The sequence below is a fragment of the Actinomadura sp. BRA 177 genome, from assembly GCF_013372625.1.
Classification (GTDB): Bacteria; Actinomycetota; Actinomycetes; order Streptosporangiales; family Streptosporangiaceae; genus Spirillospora.
The window spans coordinates 1-5,701 of record NZ_JABXFD010000568.1 but is presented as its reverse complement, the minus strand read 5'-3'; the positions used below and the strand labels follow the sequence as shown (position 1 = coordinate 5,701).

Annotated in this window: 6 protein-coding genes and 4 tRNA genes; 1 reads left to right on the top strand and 9 read right to left on the bottom strand. The window is 70.2% G+C overall.

Annotated features, from left to right (window positions below; all coding sequences use genetic code 11):
- The 7 genes from HUX53_RS32295 to HUX53_RS32265 form a co-directional block, all read right to left on the bottom strand.
- Positions 1-763: ROK family transcriptional regulator (locus HUX53_RS32295; protein ID WP_176406996.1), on the bottom strand; the 763-nt coding region annotated here is incomplete at its 3' end.
- A gap of 144 nt (positions 764-907) precedes the next feature.
- Positions 908-2,761, bottom strand: a complete 1,854-nt coding sequence (locus tag HUX53_RS32290) for a glycoside hydrolase family 3 N-terminal domain-containing protein (protein ID WP_255205854.1) — start codon at positions 2,759-2,761, stop codon at positions 908-910.
- Between the two features lie 86 nt (positions 2,762-2,847).
- Positions 2,848-2,919, bottom strand: a tRNA-His gene (locus HUX53_RS32285).
- 2 nt (positions 2,920-2,921) lie between these two features.
- A tRNA-Arg gene (locus HUX53_RS32280) sits at positions 2,922-2,994 on the bottom strand.
- A 12-nt stretch (positions 2,995-3,006) separates the two neighbouring features.
- Positions 3,007-3,079, bottom strand: a tRNA-Met gene (locus HUX53_RS32275).
- Position 3,080: 1 nt separating this feature from the next.
- Positions 3,081-3,165 (bottom strand) — tRNA-Ser (locus tag HUX53_RS32270).
- Between the two features lie 197 nt (positions 3,166-3,362).
- Positions 3,363-4,199 carry an oxidoreductase gene (locus HUX53_RS32265; RefSeq protein WP_176406995.1) on the bottom strand — a complete coding sequence of 279 codons (837 nt, stop codon included), beginning with the start codon at positions 4,197-4,199 and terminating at the stop codon, positions 3,363-3,365.
- Positions 4,200-4,281: 82 nt separating this feature from the next.
- Between HUX53_RS32265 and HUX53_RS32260 the strand changes: the two genes are divergently transcribed.
- On the top strand, positions 4,282-5,154 hold the full coding sequence (locus tag HUX53_RS32260) for a LysR family transcriptional regulator (RefSeq protein ID WP_176406994.1): 873 nt from the start codon (positions 4,282-4,284) through the stop codon (positions 5,152-5,154).
- Here HUX53_RS32260 and HUX53_RS32255 read toward each other — a convergent pair.
- Positions 5,144-5,407 carry a sigma factor-like helix-turn-helix DNA-binding protein gene (locus HUX53_RS32255; protein ID WP_309237538.1) on the bottom strand — a complete coding sequence of 88 codons (264 nt, stop codon included), beginning with the start codon at positions 5,405-5,407 and terminating at the stop codon, positions 5,144-5,146. The genes HUX53_RS32260 and HUX53_RS32255 overlap by 11 nt on opposite strands.
- A 75-nt stretch (positions 5,408-5,482) precedes the next feature.
- A partial coding sequence (locus tag HUX53_RS32250) for an ROK family protein (protein ID WP_176406993.1) occupies positions 5,483-5,701 on the bottom strand: 219 nt, incomplete at its 5' end.

Genomic DNA, 5,701 nt, shown 5'->3' with positions numbered 1-5,701 from the left:
CGTGTCGTGCGCTGTTTGTTCTTGTTGTGTGATGTTTCGGGTGCAGACCGCGGTGTACCCTAGCCTCTTCGTCGGCAGCGTCGGAGGTGTATAAGGGACAGGAGGACACGCACACGGCGTCGTCGGCGGCGCGGGCGGCGCCGCGCCACCGCTCGGCCATCGCGGCGAGGTTGGCGTCGTTCTCGACGAGGACGGGGCAGGGGAACGAGCGGCCCAACTCGCGCGCCAGGCGGACGCCCGCCCAGCCGGGCACGGCCGTGCAGGACGTGACCGTCCCGTCCGGCGCGATGACGCCGGGGGTGCCTGCGCCGACCGCCCACAGCGACCGCCGGGGGATCCGCACGGCGCCGAGGCACGCCCTGACCGCGGCGCGCACCGCCGCGATCCGCTCGCCGGGCGGGGCCTGGACGTCCAGCGCGGCACGGTGCCGGCCGACGACCTCGCCGGTGAGGTCCGCGACGAGCAGCCGCACCCGGTGCGCGTCGATGTCGATGCCGAGCGCGTGCCCGGCCTCGGCGCGGAACCGGTAGCGGCGGGCGGGACGGCCGATCCCGGCGCCCGGACGCGGCGCGCTCTCCGCGGCCAGTCCGCGCCGGATCAGCTCGCCCAGCACGCCCTCGGTGGTGGGCCGGGACAGCCCGACCCGTCCGGCCAGCTCCGACAGCGTCCCCTCGCCGCCGTCGCGCAGCGCCCGCAGCGTCGCGGCCGAGTTGAGGCGGCGGAGCACCGAGGGGTCTCCCCCGTGCAGCGGATGTTGCGACACGGCACCTCTTGACGGCGGTCGATCGGCGGCTGCTTGCGTTATGCCGTGCGCGGTTTCGGCAGCGCCAAGGATATCCAGGTCAAAAGGGGTGATCGAGGCTGCGCGCGGCCGCGCGCCCACGATGGCCGGAGCCGGACCGCCGGGTCAATCGTCGTCGTAGGTCAGGCCGTATCCGAACGGAAAGAGGGGCTTCTTGCCGTCGCCCTTGTTGATGGGCTCCTGGTCGCTGCTCCGCATCCACGTGACCGGGAGCTTGCCGCGGGGATCGGCGTCGCCGTACAGGACGTCCGCGACTCCTTCGCCTTCCGTGCCGGGCAGCCACGCCTCGACCAGCGCATCCCATTGCGGCAGTTCCTTGGCGACGTCCAGCGGACGGCCCGAGACCAGGACCACGATCACCGGGACGCCGGCGGCGCGGAGCCGGTCGATGGTCTTCATGTCGGCATCGTCCAAGGTCAGATCCCCGGTCCGGTCGCCGTGGTACTCGGCGTACGGGGTCTCGCCCACGACGGCGATCGCCGCGTCGTAGGACGAGTCGATGCCGGTGCCGTCCTTGCTGTAGGTGACGGTCGCGTCCGGGTCGGCGACCTTGCGGATGCCGTCCAGGATCGTCGTGCCCGGCGTGATCGGGCCCGGCTCGCCCTGCCAGGTGATCGTCCAGCCGCCGGACTGCATGCCGATGTCGTCGGCGCTGCGGCCCGCGACGAAGATCTTGTCGTCGTCGTCCAGCGGGAGGACGTCGTCCTTGTTCTTCAGCAGCACCTGCGACTCGGCGACCGCCCGCCGCGCCAGCTTCCGGTGCTCGGCACTGCCGATCGTCTTCAGGTACCTGCGGTCGGCCATCGGATGCTCGAACAGGCCCAGCTCGAACTTCTTCGTCAGGATGCGGCGGTTCGCGTCGTCGATGCGCTCCATCGGAACGTCGCCGTCCTTCACCTCGTCCCGCAGGTAGTCGATGAACCGGCGCCATTCGGTCGGCACCATCACCATGTCGATCCCGGCGTTGACCGCGGCGGCGACCTCGTCCTTCGTGAATCCGGGCTTCCCGTCGATCTCGTCGATGCCGTTGTAGTCGGAGACGACAAGGCCCTTGAAGCCCAGCTCACCCTTCAGCACGTCCGTGATCAGGTATTTGTCCTGGTGCATCTTCAGCCCGTTCCACGAGCTGTAGGAGATCATCACCGCGCCGACGCCGCGCTTCACCGCCGCCTGGAACGGCGGCAGGTGCACCGCGCGCAGCTCCCGCTCCGAGATCTTCGTGTCGCCCCGGTCGTCGCCGCCCTCGGTGCCGCCGTCCCCCACATAGTGCTTCGCCGTGGCCAGGACGGACGTGGGGCCGCCCAGCTCGTCCCCCTGCAGCCCGTCGATGATCGTCGTCATCATCGACGGCAGCTCGGGCACCTCGCCGAACGACTCGTACGTGCGTCCCCACCGGTCGTTGCGGGCCACGCAGACGCAGGGCGCGAAGTCCCAGTCGACGCCCGTCCCCGCCATCTCCTCGGCGGTCGCGGCACCGATCTGCCGGACGAGTTTCGGGTCCCGCGTCGCACCGAGCCCGATGTTGTGCGGGAAGATCGTCGCGCCGACCATGTTGTTGTCGCCGTGCACCGCGTCCAGCCCGTACATGATCGGAATGTGCAGCGGCCCGGCGAGCGCGGCCTTCTGGAACCCGTCGTACATGTCCGCCCAGCTCTCCGGCGTGTTCGGGTCGGGCGCCGAGCCGCCGCTCGACAGCACCGACCCGATCCGGTACCGGGTGATCTCCGCCGGGCTGATGTACCTGCGCTCCGGCTGCGTCATCTGGCCGAGCTTGTCGTCCAGGCTCATCCGGTCGAGCAGGTCGTCGACCCGGTCCTGCACGGACAGGTGCGGGTCCAGGTAGGGGGCGGGCCCGGGATCCGCCCGGACGGGCCCGCCGTAGGCGACGAGCGCCAGCGCCGCCAGCATGCCGAAGGCCAGAAACCGAGACCGCATCGCGTGCAGGGAGGAGCTGTACATGCGGAAGGCTTTTCCAGAGTTGATCAAACGCAACGCAACCGGATATCAGCGCATGGGCAATATCTGCCGGTCACCGCAGGACAAAGGGCCCCCGATCGGGATCGAACCGACACCTCCAGGACCACAACCTGGCGTGCAGACCACTACACCACGAAGGCCGCGTCTCCGGCAGGAATCGAACCTGCCACCTCCGGGTCCGCAACCCGGCGCGCTCTCCACTGCGCCACGGAGACATGTGTGTTACGTACCAGGTGCAGGAATTGAACCTGCCTCTTGCGGGATATGAATCCGCCGGACACACCAGCATCCTCACCTGGCACGGAGGGTGCGAGATTCGAACTCGCGCAGGGCTGCCCCTGACCACGGCTTAGCGGGCCGCTGCCTTACCACTCGGCCAACCCTCCGGGAAAACAAAAAGACCGCCCATGGTCTCAGGGCGGCCAACGTCAGGACGTTCTGCTACGTCCCTCGACGACTCCCGAGACCGGAAAGGCTGCTGCTGTGCATTCGATGGCGCCGCATCTTCCCTCTCCTTCCGCTCTCGTTCCGTCCGACGCCCATGGTGCCGGGACGGTTCCCGCCCCGGCAACCCATTTATCGGCTACTCGTCGAAATCAGTCCCCCGGGAAACCGGTTCCCAGCTCTGGAACTCCTTGAGCGCTCCCTCCAGAGACGCTGCGACGGCGTCCGCCGCGTCGTTGCCGAGCGGCAGCCTGAGCGGCGTCTCGTCCGCGTCCAAAGCCGCCACGATGGCCGCCGCCGCCTTCGCCGGATCGCCCGGCTGCCTGCCGTCGCTGTCCGGCAGGTTCGTGCGGACGGGCCCGACACTCTCCGCATATTCGGGCATCGCAGAGGTCTGGTAGAGCCCGCCGCCAGCGAACGACGTGCGGAACGCGCCCGGCTCGACGACCAGCACCTTGATCCCGAACGGCGCGACCTCCTGCGCGAGCGCCTCCGACAGGCCCTCCAGGGCGAACTTGGTCGCCGAGTAGGCGCCCACGCCCGGGAAGGAGAACCGTCCGCCCATGCTGGACATCTGCACGATCGCCCCACTCCCCTGCCGGCGCATGTGCGGCAGCACCGCCCGGGTCAGCGCCGCAGGCCCAAAGAAGTGCACGTCCATCAGATCCCGCAACTCTCGGTCGGTCGTCTCCTCCACCGCGCCGACGAGCCCGCGCCCGGCATTGTTGACGAGCACGTCCACCCGCCCTTGCCACAGCACCGCCTCGGCGACCGCGTCCGCGATCTGCTTCTGCTCCGTAACGTCCAGGACGACGGCGTGCACCCGCCCCGGATACCGCTCCACCAGGTCGTCCAGCGCCTCCTTCCGACGCGCCGCCGCGACGACCCGGTCACCCGCCGCCAGCGCCGCCTCCACGATCGCCCGCCCGAATCCCGATGTCGCCCCGGTGATCAGCCAAACCCGTTCATTCGTCATGCCCCCAGTTATCGCAATACCGGAACCCCCGCGTCCAAGACAGAGATCAACCAACTCGATAAAGACCGTTTATGATCCCAGCATGGAGCTGCGCCAGCTGCGCTACCTGGTCACCATCGCGGACGAAGAGAACCTGGGACGGGCCGCCGAGACCCTCTTCGTGAGCCAGCCCGCACTGTCCTACGCGCTGAAGAACCTCGAATCCGAACTAGGCATCCGCCTGTTCGACCGGCACGCCGCCGGCGTCACCCCCACCCCCGCCGGCCGCGACGTGATCGCCGAGTCCCGCCGCACCCTCCGCCAGGCCGACCGCATCACGGCCGCCGCCGACCGGCACCGGCGCGCACAGACAGGCGTCCTGCGCGTGGGCTTCGAAGCCAGCGGCGCCGGTGACCTCACCACCCGGGCCCGCGCCGAGTTCGCCCGCGCCCACCCCGGCGTCCGCGTCGAGCCCAAGCGCTTCGACTGGGGCGGCGAGGCCACCGCCCTGCACAACGGCCAGGTCGACATCGCCTTCGTCTGGCTGCCCGCCGACCTGACGAACCTCCATTCGGAGATCGTCCACACCGAGCCCCGCGTCGTCGGCCTCCCCACCGGCCATCCGCTCTCCACCGCCGAGGGCCTCTCCATCATGGACGTCAAGGACGAGCCGCTCATGTGGACGGAACGCGCGCCCCGCGAATGGGTGGACTGGTGGGCGGTCAACCCGCGCCCCGACGGATCGGCCCCACGCTGGGGTCCGACCAACGACAACGTCGAAGAAATGCTGGAACAGGTCGCTGAGGGAACGGCCATCTGCTTCGCGCCGTCCAGCATGGCGCGCTACTACTCGCGCCCCGGCCTGGCGTGGGTGCCGCTCACGGACGTGGAGCCGCTGCGCGTCGCGCTCGCCTGGAGCGACGACGGCCCCCTGGTGCAGGCGTTCGCCGCCCTCGTCCGCGACCTCACACGGTAGGGCGCGGCGCGTCCAGGGCCGCGCTCAGCGCGCGGAGCGCGTGGTAGACGCGGACCTTGACCACGTCTACCGGCACCCCCAGCGAGGCGGCGGCCTCGTTGACCGACCGGTCCCGGAAGACCGTCTCGGTGAGGATCTCGCGGTGTGCCGACGGCAGCGCCTGGAAGGCCCGGGCGACCACCGCGGGGCGCATCCGCTGCCCCGGCATGCCGGGGACGAACGAACCGGTGTCTTTGCCCATTCGCAGTGCCACGCCGCAAACCTCGCACCCCCACGCCCCGCCCGCCCCCTCCTTATGCCCGCGTTAAGGAAGCGTTGAGGGTGGGATTCAGTGGGATTGGGTGAGGGGGGTGTTGGAGGCTAGGAGGGCCAGGGCGGCGGCGCCGTAGAGGCCGGCGTCGCGGGCCAGGGTGGTGGGGGATACGTGCAGGTCGCGGAGGTAGGGCATGCCGGCGCGTTCGGCGATCGCCTTGCGGAGGGGGGCGAGGAGGAGGTCGCCGGAGGCGGCGACGCCGCCGCCGATGACGACGGTGTTGATGTCCAGGAC